15 protein-coding genes and 1 pseudogene are annotated in these 17,414 nt (G+C 66.7%); 4 read left to right on the top strand and 12 right to left on the bottom strand.

Annotated elements, in window-relative coordinates:
- Positions 1–2: 2 nt before the first annotated feature.
- The 3 genes from ACFTSF_RS30555 to ACFTSF_RS30545 are packed head-to-tail and all read right to left on the bottom strand — an operon-like array spanning position 3 to position 1,815.
- Positions 3–491 (bottom strand): glutathione peroxidase, encoded by a 489-nt coding sequence (locus tag ACFTSF_RS30555; protein WP_380157709.1) that lies wholly within the window; start codon positions 489–491, stop codon positions 3–5.
- The gene (locus tag ACFTSF_RS30550; RefSeq protein WP_380157707.1) at positions 488–1,156 is read right to left on the bottom strand and encodes a dienelactone hydrolase family protein; all 669 of its coding nucleotides are present in this window, start codon (positions 1,154–1,156) and stop codon (positions 488–490) included. The genes ACFTSF_RS30555 and ACFTSF_RS30550 overlap by 4 nt, the downstream gene beginning before the upstream one ends.
- Positions 1,153–1,815, bottom strand: a complete 663-nt coding sequence (locus tag ACFTSF_RS30545) for a hypothetical protein (RefSeq protein WP_344158430.1) — start codon at positions 1,813–1,815, stop codon at positions 1,153–1,155. Before ACFTSF_RS30545 ends, ACFTSF_RS30550 begins: the two co-directional genes overlap by 4 nt.
- Before the next feature lie 135 nt (positions 1,816–1,950).
- On the opposite strand from ACFTSF_RS30545, the gene ACFTSF_RS30540 reads away from it, so the two are divergent.
- Both ACFTSF_RS30540 and ACFTSF_RS30535 read left to right on the top strand, forming a co-directional pair.
- Positions 1,951–3,153, top strand: a complete 1,203-nt coding sequence (locus tag ACFTSF_RS30540; RefSeq protein WP_380157705.1) for a thiolase family protein — start codon at positions 1,951–1,953, stop codon at positions 3,151–3,153.
- Positions 3,150–5,261 (top strand): 3-hydroxyacyl-CoA dehydrogenase NAD-binding domain-containing protein, encoded by a 2,112-nt coding sequence (locus ACFTSF_RS30535; protein WP_380157704.1) that lies wholly within the window; start codon positions 3,150–3,152, stop codon positions 5,259–5,261. The genes ACFTSF_RS30540 and ACFTSF_RS30535 overlap by 4 nt, the downstream gene beginning before the upstream one ends.
- Here ACFTSF_RS30535 and ACFTSF_RS30530 read toward each other — a convergent pair.
- From ACFTSF_RS30530 to dxs, 5 genes are all read right to left on the bottom strand, one after another.
- Positions 5,251–6,531: a hypothetical protein gene (locus ACFTSF_RS30530; RefSeq protein ID WP_380157702.1), complete on the bottom strand. Its 1,281-nt coding sequence runs from the start codon at positions 6,529–6,531 to the stop codon at positions 5,251–5,253. The two genes, ACFTSF_RS30535 and ACFTSF_RS30530, sit on opposite strands and share 11 nt — an antisense overlap.
- A gap of 59 nt (positions 6,532–6,590) precedes the next feature.
- Complete coding sequence (locus tag ACFTSF_RS30525; protein WP_344158438.1) at positions 6,591–8,072, bottom strand: amino acid permease; 1,482 nt, start codon at positions 8,070–8,072, stop codon at positions 6,591–6,593.
- 69 nt (positions 8,073–8,141) lie between these two features.
- Positions 8,142–9,497 carry a hypothetical protein gene (locus ACFTSF_RS30520; RefSeq protein ID WP_380157700.1) on the bottom strand — a complete coding sequence of 452 codons (1,356 nt, stop codon included), beginning with the start codon at positions 9,495–9,497 and terminating at the stop codon, positions 8,142–8,144.
- Positions 9,498–9,580: 83 nt separating this feature from the next.
- Positions 9,581–10,918: a hypothetical protein gene (locus ACFTSF_RS30515; protein ID WP_380157698.1), complete on the bottom strand. Its 1,338-nt coding sequence runs from the start codon at positions 10,916–10,918 to the stop codon at positions 9,581–9,583.
- 13 nt (positions 10,919–10,931) lie between these two features.
- Positions 10,932–12,818, bottom strand: coding sequence for a 1-deoxy-D-xylulose-5-phosphate synthase (gene dxs, locus ACFTSF_RS30510; protein ID WP_380157696.1), 1,887 nt, complete (start codon positions 12,816–12,818; stop codon positions 10,932–10,934).
- A gap of 147 nt (positions 12,819–12,965) precedes the next feature.
- Here dxs and ACFTSF_RS30505 point away from each other — a divergent pair, with 147 nt between their 5' ends.
- Positions 12,966–13,469, top strand: a complete 504-nt coding sequence (locus ACFTSF_RS30505) for a DUF402 domain-containing protein (protein ID WP_380157694.1) — start codon at positions 12,966–12,968, stop codon at positions 13,467–13,469.
- Positions 13,470–13,474: 5 nt separating this feature from the next.
- Here the strand turns inward: ACFTSF_RS30505 and ACFTSF_RS30500 are convergent, their stop codons facing one another.
- Positions 13,475–14,131, bottom strand: coding sequence for an RraA family protein (locus ACFTSF_RS30500; RefSeq protein ID WP_380157692.1), 657 nt, complete (start codon positions 14,129–14,131; stop codon positions 13,475–13,477).
- 362 nt (positions 14,132–14,493) lie between these two features.
- Between ACFTSF_RS30500 and ACFTSF_RS30495 the strand changes: the two genes are divergently transcribed.
- Positions 14,494–14,955, top strand: coding sequence for a hypothetical protein (locus ACFTSF_RS30495; RefSeq protein ID WP_380157690.1), 462 nt, complete (start codon positions 14,494–14,496; stop codon positions 14,953–14,955).
- Between the two features lie 211 nt (positions 14,956–15,166).
- On the opposite strand, the gene ACFTSF_RS30490 is transcribed toward ACFTSF_RS30495, so the two are convergent.
- The 3 genes and pseudogenes from ACFTSF_RS30490 to ACFTSF_RS30480 all read right to left on the bottom strand — a co-directional run bounded on the left by ACFTSF_RS30490 (position 15,167) and on the right by ACFTSF_RS30480 (position 16,860).
- A complete protein-coding gene (locus tag ACFTSF_RS30490; protein ID WP_380157689.1) occupies positions 15,167–15,319 on the bottom strand; it encodes a hypothetical protein in 153 nt (50 codons plus the stop codon).
- A 735-nt stretch (positions 15,320–16,054) separates the two neighbouring features.
- Positions 16,055–16,599, bottom strand: a pseudogene (locus tag ACFTSF_RS30485) (CbrC family protein).
- A gap of 42 nt (positions 16,600–16,641) precedes the next feature.
- Positions 16,642–16,860 (bottom strand): hypothetical protein, encoded by a 219-nt coding sequence (locus tag ACFTSF_RS30480; protein WP_380157688.1) that lies wholly within the window; start codon positions 16,858–16,860, stop codon positions 16,642–16,644.
- Between the last annotated feature and the right edge of the window lie 554 nt (positions 16,861–17,414).

Raw genomic sequence — 17,414 nt, 5'->3', positions numbered from 1 at the left:
CGCTACTTCGGGAGGTTCGCCTCGATGGCGGCGACGACCTCTTCCGACTCCGGGGTGGTCTGCGGGCGGAAGCGGGCGGCGACTGCGCCCTCCGGGCCGATCAGGAACTTCTCGAAGTTCCACTGGATGTCACCGGCCTCGCCGGCCGCGTCCGCGGTCTGCGTGAGCTCGGCGTACAGCGGGTGCCGGTCGTCGCCGTTCACCTCGAGCTTGTCCAGCATCGGGAACGTGACGCCGTACGTCGTCGAGCAGAAGGTGTCGATCTCCTCCGCGCTCCCCGGCTCCTGCCCACCGAACTGGTTGCAGGGCGCGCCGAGCACGGTGAAACCGCGCGACGCGTAGGTCTTCTGCAGGTTCTCGAGACCCTCGTACTGCGGGGTCAGGCCGCACTTGGAGGCGACGTTGACCACCAGCACGGCCTTGCCCTTGTAGTCACCGAGGGACGTCGGCGCACCGGACAGCGTGGTCAGCGGGATGTCGTACAGGCTCATGCGGCTCCTTGCAGTTTGCGAGAGAGGAAATCGGTCGTGCGCTTCCACGCAAGCACCGAGGCGTCGATGTCGTGGAAGGCCGGCATCGGGTTGTCGAAGGCGTGACCCGCCCCCGGGTAACGGTGGATCTCGGTACCAGGCAAACCAGCCACCACGTCGTCCACCGACAAGTACTCATCGGCGTCGCCGAAGTGGTGAAGGCTGGGCGCGGTCACATCCGGCGCGAGGTGCAGCAGATTCGGCAGCGCGGACCCGTAGTAGCTCACGAGCGCATCGGCCGACGACACCGCGGCCACGTTGAACGCGAGCCCACCGCCGAAGCAAAAGCCGACCAGCCCAGTACGGCGATCGCGGCCGCGCAGGTATTCCAGCGCGGCCACCGAATCCGTCACCGCCTGGTCCCAGTCGAGCCGCTGCATCGTCGCGATCGCGCGTTCGAGCAGATCGTCGGCGTCCTCATCCAGGTCGACATCGTCCAGGCGCCAGTAGATCTCCGGGGCGACCACGTAGTACCCGAGCGCGGCCAGGTCGACAGCACGCTGCTCGATGTACGGCGAGATCCCGAAGATCTCCTGCAGGAGCAGGATTCCGGGCGCGGACGAGTCAGGGTCTCCCCACTCGCGGACTGGCATCAAACCTGTAGCGGTATCGATCTCCAAAGTCACACAGTGAAGGGTACGGCCTCCTGCCGAATCGACCGTGTCACGGGCACCCAGCTCTTGGTTTCCTCGATCGCCGCGGTCAGCAGATCGAACAGCCGCTCATCCGGGTTCCGCACACACGCCTGCGAAATCCCCTCGACCGCACACGACACTGCCCGTGGAGCGGTCCGGCGCGCGAAGTCCGGCGTACCGCGGTGGTTCCGTCCAGTGAAGGACCGCGCCCACTTGGTCGCGGCCGGGACAGACTCCAGTACCTCGCGAGACTCTGGCTCGAGGTCGTCGAGTGGACGCCCATCGATCAGCGCGAGCTGGCGCTCCCCCACGATCAGCGCAACGGCCAAGATGTACTGACGCTCCTGCGACACCACCGGCAGCGCGTGCTGGATGCAACGAGCAGTCACCCGCGGTACGACGTGTGGGTCGTCCGGCGTCAGCCCGATCACCGACGGGATCAGCGGCGCGAGCCGGGTCCGCCCGGCGTCCGACGTACAGTCGTTGACGTCGCGGGCCACGCCGGCCAGCAAGGGATGCGTACAGGCCGGATGGTCGGACCACGGCTCCCCGGCCAGATACGAGGCGAATTCCATGAAGCACGCGCCCTTGCGCGGATTGCGGTGCTTCCCCCGGCTCAGAACCGGGACTGAGAGATCAAAGTCGTTCATTGAACGCTCCCGATAAGTACCTGTCGTCTCAGCATGCGCCTGTGTGAGCAGCCGCACAACGCGCGGCGGTTGGGCAGTTCTGTTACCGACGGGTAGCATCGCTCTTAGCTTTCCCAACCTCAGAGGAGTTTCCTCGTGCCCCGTGAGATCCGCGATGTCGTCTTCGTCGACGGCGTTCGCACCCCGTTCGGCAAGGCCAAGGGCCAGTACGCCGAAACCCGCGCCGACGACTTGGTGATCAAGTGCATCCGCGAGCTGCTGCGCCGCAACCCCGCGCTGCCGCCGGAGAAGGTCGAGGAGGTCGCGATCGCGGCCACCACCCAGATCGGTGACCAGGGCCTGACCATCGGCCGTACGGCGGCCCTGCTGGCCGGTCTGCCGAACACCACCCCGGGCTACGCGATCGACCGGATGTGCGCCGGCGCCATGACGGCCGTCACCACACTCGCCTCAGGGATCGCCTTCGGCGCGTACGACGTGGTCGTGGCCGGCGGTGTCGAGCACATGGGCCGGCACCCGATGGGTGAGGGCGTCGACCCGAATCCGCGGATCATCTCCGAGAAGCTCGTCGACACCAGCGCGCTGGTGATGGGGTCGACGGCGGAGAACCTGCACGACCGGTACCCGTCGATCACCAAGGCGCGCACGGACGCGTTCGCCGTACTGTCGCAGGAGCGCGCCGCCAAGGCGTACGCCAACGACCTGATCCAGCCGGACCTGGTGCCGATCGCGACCCGGTCGGCCGAGCTCGGCTGGGGTCTGGCGAGCACCGACGAGCCGATGCGCCCGGGCACCACGCTGGAGGACCTGGCCAAGCTGAAGACCCCGTTCCGGCCGCACGGCCGGGTCACCGCGGGCAACTCGGCCGGGATCAACGACGGCGCCACCGCCGCGCTGATCACCTCGGCCGAGGCTGCCGAGGAGCTGGGCCTGAAGCCGAAGATGAAGCTGGTCTCGTACGGCTTCGTCGGCGTCGAGCCCGAGGTGATGGGCTTCGGCCCGGTGCCGGCGACCGAGAAGGCGCTGAAGCTGGCCGGGCTGACCATCGACGACATCCAGGCCTTCGAGGTGAACGAGGCGTTCGCCGTTCAGGTGCTGGCGTTCCTCGAGCACTACGGCATCGCCGACGACGACCCGCGGGTCAACCCGTACGGCGGCGCGATCGCCTACGGTCACCCGCTGGCCTCGTCCGGCATCCGGCTGATGACCCAGCTGGCCAAGCAGTTCGAGCTCAAGCCCGAGGTCCGCTACGGCCTGACCACGATGTGCGTCGGCCTCGGCATGGGTGGAACGGTCATCTGGGAGAACCCGAACTGGGAAGGGAACGCAGCCGCATGAGCGACTTGCAGGCTTTGATCGACAGCGCATCGGAACTGTCGACCGATGAGGTTGTCACGCTGGCGCACTCCCGGGACGTCGTCCTGCCTGGGAAGGCCGGCACTCTCGCGCTGATCACGCTGGACAACGGTCACGACCACACCAAGCCGAACACGTTCGGTCCCAAGGGTCTCGGCTCGCTGAACGCGGCGATCGACGCGGCGCTGGCCCGCGAGGACATCGTCGCGATCGGTGTCACCGGCAAGCCGTTCATCCTGGCGGCCGGCGCCGACCTGACCGGCGTACCGAAGCTGACCGACCGGGAGCAGGCGCTGGCGCTCGGCAAGATCGGCCACGGCGTGATGCGCAAACTGGTCGACGGCGGCAAGCCGTCGTTCGCCTTCGTGAACGGCGTCGCGCTCGGCGGCGGCCTCGAGGTCGCCCTGCACGCGACGTACCGGACGATCTCGGTCGCGGCCGGGATGCTGTCGACGCCCGAGGTCTTCCTCGGCCTGATCCCGGGCTGGGGCGGCAACTTCCTGCTGCCGAACCTGATCGGTGCCGACAAGGCCGTCAAGGTCGTCGTCGAGAACGCGCTGAACCAGAACAAGATGCTCAGCGGTCCGGAGGCGGTCAAGCTCGGGATCGGCGACGTGCTGCTGGACTCGGCCGACTTCCTCGAGCAGTCGCTGCTCTGGGCGTCGAAGGTGCTGACCGGTGAGGTCACCGTCGAGCGCCCCGAGATCGACCGCGGCGACGCGTGGGACGCAGCCGTTGCCCGAGGCAAGGGATTTGCCGACGTCAAGGTCAGCGGCGCGGCGCCCGCGCCGTACCGGGCTCTGGACCTGATCGCGGCGGCCAAGGACAACGACCGCGACCGTGGGTTCGCAGGCGAGGACGAGGCACTCGCCGATCTGATCATGAGCGCGGAGCTGCGCAGCGGCCTCTACGCCTTCGACCTGGTCAACAAGCGGGCCAAGCGGCCGGCCGGTGCGCCGGACAAGTCGCTGGCGCGCCCGGTGAACAAGGTCGGCGTCGTCGGCGCGGGCCTGATGGCCGGCCAGCTGGCGCTGCTGTTCGTACGGCGGCTCGAGGTGCCGGTCGTGTTGACCGACCTCGACCAGGAGCGCGTCGACCGCGGTGTCGGCTACGTGCACGGTGAGATCGACAAGCTGCTCGGCAAGGGGCGGATCCGCCCGGACAAGGCGAACCAGCTCAAGGCGCTCGTCACCGGCTCGGTGGATCGCGCGGTCTTCGCCGACGCCGACTTCGTGATCGAGGCCGTCTTCGAGGAGCTGCAGCTGAAGAAGACGATCTTCGCCGACCTGGAGAAGATCATCCGCCCGGACGCGATCCTCGCGACCAACACCTCGTCGCTTTCGATCACCGATATGGCCGCCGATCTGGAGCACCCGGAGCGCGTGGTCGGGTTCCACTTCTTCAACCCGGTCGCCGTACTGCCGCTGCTGGAGATCATCCGCGCCGCGCAGACTGACGACGCCACGCTGGCCACCGCGTTCGCGGTCGGCAAGAAGCTGAAGAAGTCGTGCGTGCTGGTCAAGGACGCCCCCGCGTTCGTGGTGAACCGGCTGCTGACGCGCTTCCTCGGTGAGGTCAGCGCGGCCGTCGACGAGGGCACGCCGATTCCTGAGGCGGACAAGGCGCTGTCGGCGCTCGGTCTGCCGATGCCGCCGTTTGTGCTGCTGCAGCTGGTCGGTCTCCCGGTCGCGCTGCACGTCGCGGAGACGATGAACCGGGCGTACCCGGACCGGTTCGCGGTCTCCGAGAACCTGGCCAAGGTCGTTGCCGCCGGCAAGCCCTCGTTCTACATCTGGCCCGAGGGCAAGCCGGTCGTCGACCCGGAGATCGAGGCGCTCGTCACCGTCGGCGACAAGCCGTCGTCAGCCGAGGACCTGCGCACGCGCGTGCTCACCGCACTCGCCGAGGAAATCAAGATCATGCTCGACGAGGGTGTCGTGGCCGAGGCGCAGGACATCGACCTGTGCCTGCTACTCGGTGCCGGCTGGCCGTTCCACCTCGGCGGCATCACGCCGTACCTGGACCGCTCCGGTATCGCCGAGAAGGTCAACGGCAGCCGATTCCTGCCGCGTGGGCTCGCTAGCCTCTGAACTTCTTGACGGCTGCGAGCAACTGGGCCGGCGTCATCCCGGAGTGTTTCTTCAGGATGGCGTCGGCCCCGTTCTCGTGACTGGCCAGGTCGGCGTAGAGGGCAGCGACCTTCTTCTCCCCCAGCTTGTCGACCAGGTATTCGACCACCCACCAGCTCTGCCCGTACGAGCGGCTGCCGGCCGCGCCGAACTCCGCCCGGCCAGGAAGTGCCTTCATCGAGGGCAGCGTCTTCCGGACCTGCTTGCGATACGGGTCGACCGTCCACGCGGGGTCGTCCTCGATCACTGCACAGCGGATGTACTCCGCGAGACCCTCGACCATCCACATCGGGCCCTGGCGGCCGAGCCTCTGCGTGGCTGCGTGCGTCATCTCGTGGACCAGCAGGTCCTCGTCGAGCTCCTTGCGGACCGACGGGTTCACCACGATCCGGGTGCCGGCCGGTGCGGCCTTCCGCATCCCGGTCGGATCCCCCTCGTACACCGGGACCGCCTTCGCCGCGATCGTCCAGCCTCGGCCGGTTCCGGAGGTCCACAGCAAGGACAGCACCTGGGCGTCGGGCATCGCCACGACCATCACCGAGCCGTCCCACGGCCGCGACCAATGCCGTCGTACGCCGGTGGCTGCCTTCTGGGACGCGATGGCGATCTTCTGCCCGAGGGCGGCCTCGCGCTGGGCGACCACGACCGCGACCTTGCCGCGACGGATGACCTTGATCGGTCCGAAGTCCCACGGCTGCCGGTGACCGTCGGGGCTGAGCACCTCGTCGATCGCGCCGTCCTCGACCAGCATCCAGCCGGTGGCGCGTCGTACGAAGGTGTAGGCGACGTCGGTCTGGACCGGCTTGGCATCCAGGCCGGCCAGTTGGTACCGCATCAGCACTCGGGACGAGAACGCCGTGGGACCGTACTTGGCGACCAGCCGCGGGACCTCGTGCTCGTTGGCCAGCGAGTACTCGAGCTTGAGGAATCCGAACTGGCGCAGGTTCGCGAACAGCATCCGCTGCCGCGCCACCAGCTTGCTGTCCTTGCTGTCCACCGAGGCGAGGAAGGCCTTCACGTCACCCTTGCGCACCGCGGCGGCCCGGGCGCTCAGCAGCTTGTTGATCTGCTGCTTGCGCGCCGCCGTGTCTGCCCCGGGCTTCGCCTTGACCGCGACAGCCTGCCCGCCCGGTGCCGCGGCACCTTGCTGCAGCCGTACGCCGACCACAGCCACCGCACCGGCGATCGCCAGCGTGGTGAGCCCGGCGACCAGACGCCGCGGGTGCTTCATGGGTACTCCCCCTCCGATGGTCGGCTGATCCTATCCACAGCCGACCACCGGAGAGTGAATCAGGCCTGGACCTGTTCCCCGGTCTTCTGCTCGATGCCGACGCGGCTCTTGCGGTAGCCGTAGACGGCGTAGATCGCGAAGCCGATCGCCATCCAGATCGCGAACCGCAGCCAGGTCTCCAGCGACAGGTTCAGCATCAGGTAGAGGCAGATCAGCGCCGCCACGATCGGGATCACCGGGCTCCACGGCACCCGGAAGGAACGCTTGATGTCCGGGCGGCTCTTGCGCAGCAACGGCACCGCGATCGACACCAGGGTGAACGCGGCCAGGGTGCCGATGTTCACCATCTCTTCCAGCTTGCCGATCGGCGTCACGCCGGCCACGATCGCGACGACGACACCGATACCGATCGTCAACCGGTACGGCGTACCCCACTTGGCGTGCACCTTGCCGAGCTGACGCGGCATCAGGTGGTCACGGCTCATGGCGAACACCACGCGAGCCGCGCCGATCATTAGCGTCAGTACGACGGTGGTCAGACCGGCGACCGCACCTGCCGAGATCAGCGTCGCGAACCCACCTTGACCGACCGAACGGAACGCCTCGGCGAGCGCCGCCTCACCACTGATGTCGGTGTACTTGACCATGCCGGTGATCACCAGGCAGACGGCGACGTACAGGACGGTGCAGATCGCCAGCGAACCGATGATGCCGCGCGGCAGATCGCGCTGCGGGTTCTTCGCCTCTTCGGCGGTCGTGGCGACCACGTCGAACCCGATGAACGCGAAGAACACCAGCGACGCACCGGAGACCAGACCCATCACACCGAACGTCGACGGTGTGAACCCGAACAGTGCCTGGAACAACGGCGTCGTGATCGTCACGTCGCCACTCGGAGCCGGCACGCTCGGCGGGATGAACGGGGTCAGGTTCGAGCCCTTGATGTAGAACAGGCCGGCGACGATCACGAACAGCACCACGAAGAGCTTGATCGCGACCAGCACCAGGTTGACGCGCATCGACTCCTTGATACCGATCGTCGCGAGCGTGGCCAGGACGACCACGAGCAGCATCGCCAGCACGTTCACGCTGCTGTCCGGCCCGATCGACTCGGGCCAGCCCAACCCGATCTGTTCCAGGAACAAGGCGGCGTACGTCGACCAGCCCTGGGCCACGACGCTTGCCCCGAGCATCAACTCGAGCAGCAGGTCCCAGCCGATGATCCAGGCGAAGATCTCACCGAGGGAGAAGTACGAGAACGTGTACGCCGATCCCGACACCGGGACGGTCGAGGAGAACTCGGCGTAACACAGGGCGGCCAGCGCGCAGCAGACCGCGGCCAGCACGAAGGACAGGGCGATGCCCGGGCCGGCGAAGGCCTTGGCCGCCCGGCCGGTGAGCGTGAAGATACCGGCACCGATGATCACACCGATACCGAAGACTGTCAGGTCTAGAGCGGTGAGGCGTTTTTTGAGCTGGTACTCCGGCTCGTCGGTGTCCGCGATCGACTGTTCGATCGACTTCTTCCGCACAAGACTCATCTGCGCCTCCTCAGGATGGACGGAACCCTCCGAGCCTGCCTCTCTGACAGCGCGAGGTCAATTCGGCACTCAGCGTTGCGGCCGGTATGTCCGCAGTGATGTCCATAACGTGACCTCGGTGAGACCACTGCGGCTGAGCAGGATGCGATCGCGGGACACCTGGTTGATGCCGTGGGCAGCCATGTCCTCGTACAGTTCCTCGACCGCGTCCAGGCCGATCCGCTGCACCAGGTAGCGGACGGCCAGCCAGCTCACGCCGTACACGTCGGCTGAGCTCTCGTAGAAACCGGCGTCGGTCGGCAGCGAGTGCAGTGTCGGCAGCGCGTCGTCGATGACCTCCTGCTCCCACTTGGACACTTCGCCGGGACCACCGAGTGCCTCGATACCGCGCCAGGAGACATACTCCGCGGCGCCCTCGGCCAGCCACAGCGGCTCGTACCCGCCAAGGTCGGCGGTCGCGACATGGGTGAGCTCGTGCGACAGCAGGATCTCGTCGACCTGGTCGCGCTGGTTCGGGTTGATCACGATGTAGGCGCCGGCCACGGTGCCGTCGGCGGTGTCCTGACCGGGCAGCGACGAGAACGTCGACCCCGCGCTGGCCGCCGACTCGATGTCCTCGTCGGCGAACCGCGCATCGCGGACCTCGGTGTCGTCGAGCGCGATGATCAGCGCCGACCCACGCCAGCGGCGCGGCCAGTAGTCCCGCACCTCGGTCAGCCCTTCGGCCGCCTCGGTCAGGATCGCGCGACCGCGCTCGTGGTCACCCTTCTCGACCACGACCAGGACGCGCGGCCCCCGCAGTACCTCGATCCGGCCCAGGTCCCAGGCCTCCCGGTGCGCACCGGGGCCGAGGTCCTTGTCCAGGTCGTCGTCATCGGTCAGCACCCACCGGCCGGCCCGGCTGATGAACGTGTAGCCGAGCTCGGTCGTCACCGGAGCCACGTCGACCTTGGGGATCTGGTAGCGCATCAGGATCCGGACCAGGTACGTCGCTCGTCCGCGCGCCTTGACGACCGCTGGGTCGAAGCGTTCCTCGGCCTGGCTGTACCCGAGCTCGGTGAAACCCAGCTCGACCAGGTTCGCGAACAGCACCTTCTGGCGCGCGATCAGCTTGGTGTTCGACGGATCGAGATCCTTGAGGAACAGCGTCAGGTTCCCGGTCTGCACGGCCTGGGCCCGGCGGATCAGGATCGTGTCGATCGCCACCCGGCGAGCGGTCGCGGCCGTCGACGCCTTCGACGGCGATCGCGGCGTCTCGGGCGGTGTCTCGGACGCAGTCACCCGAGCCCGGGCGTCCTCGGACCGCTCGTTGACGGCGTAGGCCACACCGCCGGACACGAGTGCTACCGCCAGCAGCAACCCCAGCCAGCGGCCAGGGCCAGCCGATGCGCCTGGCGGTGGGGCGCTAGGGATGGTCGCACTCACGTCGGGTCGTTCCTCCGAGTACCCGTCTGTCTACAGCCCGGCCACCCTACTCGTTTCGCGGCGTTCCGCCACCAACACGCCGGTCACGAAGCGGCGGCGGTCTTCAAGGCTCGGAACAGAGCAGCCTCGGTGAGGCCGACATGCTCGGTCATGATCCGGTCCCGCTCCTGCTGGTTGGAGCCCAGCGCGGCCAGCTCCTGATACAGCGTGGCGACCTCTGTGCCACCGAAGCGGTCGAACAGGTAGTCGACCGCGAGCCAGGACAGCGGGTACGAACTGTCGGGGCGCTGGAAGAAGACCGCGTCGGCCGGCAGACTCTTCGCCTTCGCCAGGTACTTCGTCCGCACCTCCTGCCGGTACTTCGGGAGCGCCAGGTCCTGGGCACCGTCCATCGGCAGGAACTCGACGTACGTGGCCGCGCCCTCGACCAGCCAACGCGGCGCATAGGGCCCGTACGACGCCGTGGCGACGTGGGTGAATTCGTGGGCGAGGGTGCGGGCGTCGATCCGACTGCGGTTGCGCGGGTTGATCACGACGTACGAGTCGGCGCGTTCGCCGGCTCCGCTGACCTCGCCGGGCAAGGTGCGGTAGACCCAGGTCGCCATCGCGAGCGCGTCCTCGGCGTTCTTCGGGACGGTGTAGTCGGCGCCGCGGACGATCTTGTCGTCGAGCGCGATCACCACGCCGGAGCCGGTCCAGCCGCCGGGCCAGCTTTTGCTGACCGCCTTCACCGCGCTGGTCGCGATCCCGGTCAGCTTGGTCGCCAGCTGCTGCTGGCCCTTCTCGACGACGACAAGGACCCGTGTAGCGCGTTTCACGAGGACCTCGCCCGTGTCCCAGGCCTCCTCGTGCGAACCCCGGGGCAAGCGCTTGTCGATGTCCTGGTCGGAGACGAGGGTCCAGCGGCCGGCCGCGCGCTCGCGGAAGGTGTAACCGAGCATGGTTTTCACCGGGACGGTGTCGATCCCGCGGATCTGGTAGGTCATGGCGACCGCCACCACGTACGTCGAAGGGCCGTACTTGCGGGTGACGGCGTCGTCGTACTGCTGGGCGAGCTGCTGATAGGCGAGCTTCGCGAAGCCGAACTGGGTCAGGTTGGTGAAGAGCGTGCGCTGCCGGGCGATCAGGGTCAGGTTGGCCTGATCGACATCGGCGAGGAAGGCGGCCTGGTCATCCTGGAGGACGGCCTGGGCGCGGCGCTTCAGGACCTTGTCGACGGCCGCGGCCCGGGCGACCAGATCGATATCCGGTGTCTTCGGGGCGGTCTTGGCCGGCTGCTCGGCCTGGGTGGTGGATTGATGCAGCGCGAGGCCGCCCGCCACCGCCGCGGCGACCAGGACGAATGACAGCAGGAAGGGCCACAGCGGCGTACGGGCTCGTCCCGCCGCCCGACGCCGCGCGGGTGCCGCATGGCGGCCCACTCAGGCCGCCTGCTCAGACTCCGCCTGGCCGACCAGTCGCTGGCTCACTGATCGACTCACCCTGCGTCTGGGCAACGGCCTCGATGACGTCTCTCGCGATCTGTTGACCGGTGAGGCCGATCTCCTGCAAAACCGCCGCACGCTTCGCATGCTCCAAGAACTGCTGAGGGATGCCGAAGTCACGCACCGGCGTCGTGATGTTGTGGTCGCGCAGCGCCTGGGCGATCATCACGCCGCAACCACCGGCGCGGCCGTTGTCCTCGACCGTGACCACCAGCTTGAACTGCGGCGCCAGCTCGACCAGCTTCGGATCGACCGGCTTCACCCACCGCGGGTCCACCACGGTGACGCCGATGCCCTGCGCCTGCAGCCGCTGCGCCACATCCATCGCGGTGGCAGCCATCGAGCCGATCCCGATCAGGAGGACATCAGTGCCGGAACGATGCAGTACGTCGAGTCCGCCGACCTGGTCGATCGGGTCGATGTCCGGGAACACCTCGCCCTTCGCATACCGCAGTACGGTCGGGGCGTCGCTCACGTCGACCGCTTCGTTCAGCAGCTCGACCAGCCGCGTGCTGTCCCGCGGCGCAGCCAGTCTGAGGCCCGGAACGAGCTGCAGGAGCGACATGTCCCACATGCCGTTGTGGCTCGCGCCGTCGTCACCGGTCACGCCGGCGCGGTCGAGCACGAACGTGACACCGCACTTGTGCAGCGCGACATCGAGCAGCAGCTGGTCGAACGCCCGGTTCAGGAAGGTCGCGTACAGGCCGACGACCGGGTGCATGCCACCCATCGCGAGCCCCGCGGCACTGGTGACCGCGTGCTGCTCGGCGATCCCGACATCGAACGTCCGGTCCGGGAAGGCCTGCGCGAACTGGTTGAGGCCGGTCGGGTTCATCATGGCGGCGGTGATCGCCACCACGTCCGGCCGGCGGTGACCGATCCGGACCAGCTCCTCGGCGAACACATCCGTCCAGCCGCGCGGCTTGTTGGCCGGGCGCATCTGGTGGAAGTTGTCCTCCTCGTCCTGCTCGGCCGCCGCGTACCCGAAGCCCTTCTGGGTGACCGCGTGCACGATCACCGGGCCGCCGAACGCCTTCGCCTTGCGAAGCGCGTCCTCCATCGCCTCGCGGTCATGGCCGTCGACAGGACCGACGTACTTGAGGCCGAGGTCCTCGAACATGCCCTGCGGGGCGAGCATGTCCTTCAGCCCCTTCTTCACCCCGTGCAGCACCTCGTACATCGGGGGGCCGACATACGGCGTCCGGCCGAGGTTCTTCTTGATCAGGTCGAGGATCTTCTCGTACCGCGGGTTGGTCCGCAGCGCGGTCAGATGCGTCGCCAGGCCACCGACGGTCGGACTGTACGACCGGCCGTTGTCGTTGACGATGATGACGAGCTTCAGGTCCTTCTCGGCCGCGATGTTGTTCAGCGCTTCCCACGCCATGCCGCCGGTCAGACCACCGTCACCGATCAGCGCGACGACATGCCGGTTCTCCTTGCGGAGGCGGTAGGCCTTCGCCAGACCATCGGCGTACGAGAGGCTCGTGCTGGCGTGGCTGTTCTCCACGATGTCGTGCTCGGACTCGGCCTGGCTCGGGTAGCCGCTCAGACCACCCTCCTGCCGCAAACTGTCGAACTTCGGTGCCCGTCCGGTCAGCAGCTTGTGCACATACGTCTGGTGCCCGGTGTCGTAGACCAGCCGATCCGTCGGCGAGTCGAACACCCGGTGCATCGCCAGCGTGATCTCCACCATGCCCAGATTGGGCCCGAGATGCCCCCCGGTCCGCGACACGGTCTCCACCAGTACGTCGCGGATCTCCGCCGCCAGATCGGTGAGCTCCCTCGGCGTCAGCTTCTTCAGATCTGCCGGACCGCCGACCGTCTCCAGCACGCGCATCGAGCCCCTTCCACCGGTAGTCCTCGAATGCTTGAGTCTATGCATGCGCCCGCGCGATTCCGAACTGGCCGGGCACGTGCGGTGAATCTCACTTTCTGAGACGCTCACTAACCGTGATTAGTTCGGGGTCTCCCCTACAGTGACCGCATGCATCAGGTGACCACCCTGTTCACCAAGTACGACGGCACCCCACACCGCCTGATGGAGGCCGTCCACCTAGGCGAAGACGAACACGGCCTCTGGGTAGGCTCCCGCCCCGGCCAACGCGCCCGCCGCGCCGACGGCACCTGGATCACCGTCGACCACCACCGGGTCCGCCTCTTCCCCCGGGGCCAATGGTGGTCCGCCCTCTTCAACGACGACCCGCATGCGACGAGGATCTACTGCGACGTCACCATGCCCCCCGTCTTCGGCGTAGACACCGTCACCCTCGTAGACCTCGACCTCGACATCCGCCTGCTCCGCACCGGCGCCGTACGAGTCATGGACGAAGACGAGTTCGAGGCCCACCGCGTCAAATACGCCTACCCACCCCAGGTAGTAGCCACCGCCCAAGCCACCTGCACCTGGCTGGCCGCCAACATCACAACCGCCGAACCCTTCAAGTCCGCCTACCAGCCCTACCTCGAAGCCATCCGCGCCTTGGCGTAGACAGCTCAGCCGAAGGCGAGTGCGGTCGGACGGCCCTCGCGGAGGGCGGCCAGGTGCTCGTCGTAGTTCAAAGCGTCGAAGAGGGACGAACCGTCGAGCAAGCGCGCCTGCAAGTCCCTCTCGCGGGCCTCGATCGCCGCTGCCGCGTCGACGGCGGAAGCGAACTCTTGCTCGGAGCCCACCACCAACCCGTCGTCGTCGCCGACGATCAGATCCCCCGGCCGAACCCGGACACCCTCGAGGACAAGATCGATCCCGGTCTCGGGAAGAGCCTTCGCCGGATACGCGTTCGGGGCGAATCCCATGGACCACACCGGTATCGACAGCCGGGCCACGGTGGCCGTATCGCGAGAACGCCCCGCAATCACCAGCCCAGCCAGACCGCGCCGCTGAGCCTCGGTACAGAACAGCTCACCCGCCACAGCCCTGTCGTCCCCGCCGGCGTCAACCACCAGCACGTCCCCACTCCCCGACTCCCGCAACCCATGAATCACCGACATCAGGTCCCGATTAGCCCGTGCCGTGACAACCCGCCCCACCAGCCGACCACCCGCCGCGACCGGCCGCATCCCCGGCGGCAGAATGCGCAACGTCGACGCAGCATCGACGAGGCTCGTCGTGGACAGTTCCCGCAAGCGATCAAGCAGAGCACCGGTCGTCATACTCCGATCCTCACATCCGAAACCAGCAGAATCGCCGGCGAGCCAGCACGTGACCCTTTGAGGCACTCAGCTGAACCTGCCCCACCCCCGGACAGCAACCGGCCCCCGCCGGCTAGGAGCCCCCCTGAGCCGACAAGGGCCGATCAACCCGCGCCCTCTCGGAACGCGACCCGACCCATCCTCGACCACTCCCCGCGTTCGTTCCACCCCTCAGAGCAAACTTGCACCTTCCTGCAAAGGCTCGCCTGGTGCCCGCTTGGCGTGCTCCGAGGGTTTCGGCACAGGCCGAATGCCGTGGCCCGGTCCGATCCGCTACTGCCAGCGTGCTGCCACGCCGAATTCGCGATCACCGGGAGGAACAAATGATCAAGCAAAGGCTCGGCAAGTGGGGCGCACGCTCAGCGGCACTCGCCCTCGCCGTACTCCTCATGACCATCGGCTCGGGCGCCCCCGCCTCCGCAGGCACCTGCACAACGCAAGGCTGCGGCGGTGAGGTCACCAACAACACGGGCCTCTCGATCCGCATCGCCAACTGCTGGTCCGGCTCCTCCTACACCTACTCCGGGGACACGCTTCCCTGCGTCCAGCACCTGAACAGCTGGGTCAACTACAACTCCGACGTCGAACTCCCCGCAGGCGACGAGTCGAAGTTCCACTATTACTACTACGACACCGACGCCGTCCGATTCTTCCGGAACTGCGTCACCAAGTGGCACTACTGGGGCAGCTGGACCAACACCGAGGACCGCCGCGGCAAGAGCAGCCTCTGGAAGAAATTCACCGACCTGGACCACATCTACATCGACAGCCAGATCTGCTACTGACCCCACACCGCACCCTCGGACGTCTGTTTCGCCTGAATTGCGGGTGGTAGTTGTAAGGAGCGAGGCGCCGCCCTTGGTGCCGATGAGGGCTTCGCCGATGGCGAAGGCGCCTCGCCCGGCTGCTTGCGTCTTCTCGCCTGCTGCCCAGCCTTGTTCGACCTGACTTCGGTCATTTGGGTTGGTGCCTGAGTCGTGCAGTCGGTGGCAGCGTTCAAGTCACCTTCCCGCGGGTCGGCGTGCGGCCGATCAGGCAGTGGGGGCCGGCGGGCCGGGTGACCTGGCTGGCCGGGTGACCCTTGGCCCCGGTGTGGCCGGCGAGTGTGGGGAGTGGGCGGTCGAGTGTGACCTCCGTGTCGTTGTACATCGTTTACCGGCGGCAATCTCCTGACACTCGAGGCGGGCTGCTGGTGGTGGCGCGTCGAGCGAAGCCACCGTGCCAAGGGATGGGGCGGGACAGGGGTGGGAGGGGATGGGCGGACCGCCCCCACTCACCAACTCGGCGGAGCCTGCTCGGTTCACGCTCAGCGCGACCTGCCCGGACCGCCCAGCAGAGGGTTGGTGAGTGGGGGCGGCTCCGCGCGCCGCGCCCACCCGGATCTGACGACCGCGGTTCACCAGGTGAATCCGGCCTCGTTAGACGGTTGGCCCGCGCGGACACGCATCGTCGCAGGCCAGCACCGCGCACCGTTTCGAATGCGACAAAGGTGACCGAAGTCAGGTCCTTCAAACAGTATGCCCAGACACGCGTCATCACACTCGTCCGGTACCGCCCTCAGCAGTAACTGAGAATGACCTGCGCCATATCGCCACAGTTGAAATGTCCGATCGGAGCCGAACAGGACCGGATTCTCAGAGTTGTCACCTGAAGGGATTCTCGACCGCGTTCCCATCTCGATAGAAGGTCGTTCGGGCCCAAGCCTCAGGCGCCTGACTAACCCGATACAACGCGCAGCTCGTCGGGGTCCTCGAATCCAGTGGGGTCGACATGCCGACCAGCGGCCGCCGATGGGCCACAACCTCCGCTTGGCATTGCGACCACGTCAGCGCCGTCGAGCATCTCGGCGACGAAGTCTTTGATCCCGCCGATGAGTTCGGGCGTCTAGGTGAAGTCGGAGTATGCCAAGTGGGTGCTGCAATGCAGGCATTGGAAGAGGTAGGCAGTTGGAGAAGTGTCACGGGATAGCGAGTCGATGTAAGCCTGATGTCATCGTCGGACCAACCGCTCTCACGGCCTTCCGCCTCGATCGCCTTGACCTTATCGTCGTGCTGCCTCAGAGCCTCGGCCCCGACCGGGCCAAGGTAGGCGGCACCATCGTCGCAGTGGAACAGCCATCGTTCCTGCTGCCATCCGGTGAAGCCCGGCGTCCGCAACTCGATCTCATCCAGCACCTCAAGAGATGCCTCACCGGAGGGGATCGGCTGGATATCTGTGAACGAGATATCCAGCGCGACCGCGGCAGTACCGTCAGCGATGCGCCACGGGCAGACGTGCGCATCGTCGCCATCGTCCGTTACGAGGAATCCCGTATAGAGGGCCCCTCGCGATTGGCAACACACCGAGCATGCGCCGTCCTCCAGCGCCACCGAGCCCGTTGAAACCGGCCGTGGATGATAGCGAAATGGCGGCAGTGCCGGACGGTCCATCAGCACCCCATATCCAGATATAGCCTCGCCAACCGACTCATCTCAACGCTGGCGCGGCTCGATGGGGTTGTTTCGCGCGAACTCCACTCGTGCATTGAGCAGCTGGACCCACATGTTCTCGGGCCTGAGGGAATAAACAGCGGTCTGAGCCCCAGGCGCAGTCTCGATCAGATGCAGCAGCGACCAGGCAACCCCGAAGCAGTCGTCGTCACCGAACGCCAAAGTTAGTTGCTGAGTCTCCTCGTCTGTCACTGGCGCCATCACTCGATCGATCCTCTGTGGTGCTTCGTCAATCTCGTCCTCGTCGGATTCCTCCGACGGCAGCGGCCCAGCCGCTACGACATCCTGGACTTCAGATCTGACCGCCACTGGTTCCCCTCTCAGAGCTGTCCGCTCGCGCGATAGTAGCTCAGCATTTCCTGGACGCCTCGGATTCTAATAGCCAGAGGTCACCACACAATCAAGCGATGACCGCACCATGTCGGCCCGATACGTCGAACACGGAATCGTCTTACTCATAAGGAGAATCAGTCAAGCGTTCCAACCGCAACTAAAACATTAAGGCCAACCCGGTGGCGCGAACCACATTTGTCCGACTGACGTCAGATTACTTGAGTGGATGATCGACTGCGGGAGAGTGCGCTGTACGTTCAGCAACGCATCAACGACACTGTTAACGTCAGGGAACGCAGGATCTCCTTCCGGAGGCCAGAGGTACTGCCCATTCCCAACAAGTCTCTCGCGAAAAACAGAGCTCTGCGAGTCATCAATATCCCATAGCCCAATCAATCGATCAGCCTCGCCGGAAGACTCAA

This window comes from Kribbella sp. NPDC056951 (genome assembly GCF_042674205.1).
GTDB classification, from domain to species: Bacteria; Actinomycetota; Actinomycetes; order Propionibacteriales; family Kribbellaceae; genus Kribbella; species Kribbella yunnanensis.
Note: the sequence above shows the minus strand (reverse complement) of the source record. Positions and strands in the feature narration are given on the sequence as shown.

Bases quoted from the DNA above. Each gene is read 5' to 3' on its own strand.
- ACFTSF_RS30555 (WP_380157709.1), bottom strand. From the start codon at position 491: ATGAGCCTGTACGACATCCCGCTGACCACGCTGTCCGGTGCGCCGACG.
- ACFTSF_RS30545 (WP_344158430.1), bottom strand. From the start codon at position 1,815: ATGAACGACTTTGATCTCTCAGTCCCGGTTCTGAGCCGGGGGAAGCAC.
- ACFTSF_RS30535 (WP_380157704.1), top strand. From the start codon at position 3,150: ATGAGCGACTTGCAGGCTTTGATCGACAGCGCATCGGAACTGTCGACC.
- ACFTSF_RS30530 (WP_380157702.1), bottom strand. From the start codon at position 6,531: ATGAAGCACCCGCGGCGTCTGGTCGCCGGGCTCACCACGCTGGCGATC.
- ACFTSF_RS30525 (WP_344158438.1), bottom strand. From the start codon at position 8,072: ATGAGTCTTGTGCGGAAGAAGTCGATCGAACAGTCGATCGCGGACACC.
- dxs (WP_380157696.1), bottom strand. From the start codon at position 12,818: ATGCGCGTGCTGGAGACGGTCGGCGGTCCGGCAGATCTGAAGAAGCTG.
- ACFTSF_RS30505 (WP_380157694.1), top strand. From the start codon at position 12,966: ATGCATCAGGTGACCACCCTGTTCACCAAGTACGACGGCACCCCACAC.
- ACFTSF_RS30500 (WP_380157692.1), bottom strand. From the start codon at position 14,131: ATGACGACCGGTGCTCTGCTTGATCGCTTGCGGGAACTGTCCACGACG.
- ACFTSF_RS30495 (WP_380157690.1), top strand. From the start codon at position 14,494: ATGATCAAGCAAAGGCTCGGCAAGTGGGGCGCACGCTCAGCGGCACTC.
- ACFTSF_RS30490 (WP_380157689.1), bottom strand. From the start codon at position 15,319: ATGTACAACGACACGGAGGTCACACTCGACCGCCCACTCCCCACACTC.
- ACFTSF_RS30480 (WP_380157688.1), bottom strand. From the start codon at position 16,860: ATGGCGCCAGTGACAGACGAGGAGACTCAGCAACTAACTTTGGCGTTC.